This is a genomic window from Collimonas sp. OK412, from assembly GCF_900112135.1.
Taxonomy (GTDB): Bacteria; Pseudomonadota; Gammaproteobacteria; order Burkholderiales; family Burkholderiaceae_D; genus Collimonas; species Collimonas rhizosphaerae.
Genome location: NZ_FOLC01000035.1, coordinates 29,842 through 31,263 on the forward strand (window position 1 = coordinate 29,842; position 1,422 = coordinate 31,263).

A 1,422-nucleotide genomic window follows, 5' to 3' on the forward strand; every position below is an offset into this window, starting at 1 on the left:
ACCGGTTGACGTCGAGGTCGACAGCGAATCCACATTACTGTTCGTCGTGCTCAAGCCCGTCGAAGTCGAGGTTGACAGCGACGCCACGCTGCTGGTGGTTGTGCTGAGACCCGTTGACGTCGAGGTAGACAGCGAATCCACATTGCTATTGGTCGTGCTCAAGCCCGTCGATGTCGATGTTGACAGCGACGCCACGCTGCTGTTGGTTGTACTCAAACCAGTCGAAGTTGAAGTCGACAACGAAGTCACGTTGCTGTTGGTCGTGCTAAGACCAGTCGAAGTCGAGGTAGAAAGCGAATCCACATTGCTGTTGGTCGTGCTCAAACCCGTCGATGTCGAAGTCGACAGCGATGCCACACTGCTGCTGGCCGTGCTCAAGCCGGTTGAAGTCGAGGTGGACAACGAATTGACATTGCTGTTGGTGGTGCTCAAGCCGGTCGACAGCGAACCAAGCTGCGAAGTGACCGAACCGACCGACGAAGACAGCGAAGTCAGCGCAGTATTGGTTGCGTAAAGCTGTGAGCCGTTGATGGCGTCGGTGCTGGTAGCGCTGATCTGGCCTGCAGCCACATTGGTAACTTGACGCTCCGATCCTGGCGCACCCACGCTTACCACGCTGGCAGGGTTGGCTCCGGCAAAATTGTAGGTCTGTCCGCCAATCACGGCACTCGCGGTTGGATTCGGCGCCGCGGTGACGGAATTCGCACCCAAAGCCACGGCATTGTTATCGACGGCGACGGCGCCGGTGCCAATGGCGACAGCGTCGGTACCGCTGGCTATCGAATCGACGCCGGTCGAATTGGCATGGAAGTATTTGATGCCTTGGCTGTTGATGCTATCGATCGCGGCGCCAACATTATTCACCGTGCTGGTAGTGCCATTGGCGTTGTACATGGTGTAAGACGGCGCACTGATCGCGCCGGTCGACGGATCGTAAGACGCGCCGCCGCCGAGCGCAGAGGCTGTACTGTTGCCCAAGGCATTTGTATTGGTCTGTATTGTGCTGATACCGGTCGATAACGATGTGATGCCAGACGATGTCGAGGTCGACAGCGACGCAACGCTGCTATTCGTTGTGCTCAAACCTGTCGAGGTTGAAGTCGACAACGAAGTCACGTTGCTGTTGGTCGTGCTCAAGCCCGTGGAGGTTGATGTCGACAATGAGCTCACGTTGCTGTTGGTGGTGCTCAGGCCGGTTGACAGCGATGTAATGCCGGTCGATGTCGAAGTCGACAGCGACGCCACACTGCTATTGGTCGTGCTCAGGCCAGTCGAGGTTGAAGTCGATAACGAAGTCACGTTGCTGTTGGTCGTGCTCAAGCCCGTGGAGGTTGATGTCGACAATGAGCTCACGTTGCTGTTGGTGGTGCTCAGCCCAGTCGACAACGATGTGATGCCGGTCGATGTCGAGGTAGACAGCGA

General features: G+C 57.0%; 1 pseudogene. It reads right to left on the reverse strand.

Features of this window, described 5'->3' with window-relative positions:
- Positions 1–1,422 (reverse strand): annotated as a pseudogene (locus BM062_RS25380) (hypothetical protein); the annotation flags it as partial.